Source organism: Vibrio sp. 2033, from assembly GCF_033339735.1.
This window is the reverse complement of sequence record NZ_JAWOVC010000845.1, coordinates 1-517: the sequence shown is the minus strand read 5'-3', so window position 1 is coordinate 517 and position 517 is coordinate 1. Positions and strand designations below refer to the sequence as shown.

Genomic DNA, 517 nt, shown 5'->3' with positions numbered 1-517 from the left:
GTGTTATCAGACTATCATCAATCACCGAATTACTTAACGCAACAAAATGGAGAAACCGTTTCGCAGGAGAGACCTTTTGGGAATTCGCGATCTTACGGCCGCTGAAATTACGGGCATTCTCGACACGGCAGAAAACTTTCGCGAAATAAATACCCGCGAAATAAAAAAGGTGCCGACGCTTCGCGGTAAAACAGTAATAAACCTTTTTTTCGAAAATTCAACACGAACGCGCACATCTTTTGAACTTGCCGCAAAACGCCTTTCCGCTGACGCCGTAAATATAAGCGTTGCTTCATCAAGCCTAAGTAAAGGAGAAACCATAATCGATACTGCCTTGAACCTGGATGCAATGCAGCCCGATTGCATTGTCGTCCGCCACGGTTCAGCCGGTGTCCCGCACCAGCTTGCTAAAATCAGTAAAGCTGCCGTAATCAACGCCGGTGACGGAGCGAATGAACACCCTACGCAGGCCTTGCTGGACGCAATGACCATACGCGAACACAAAGGTAAGATCGAA

General features: G+C 47.6%; 1 pseudogene. It reads left to right on the top strand.

Annotated elements, in window-relative coordinates:
- Positions 1-76 precede the first annotated feature (76 nt).
- Positions 77-517 (top strand): annotated as a pseudogene (locus R7P74_RS29415) (hypothetical protein); the annotation flags it as partial.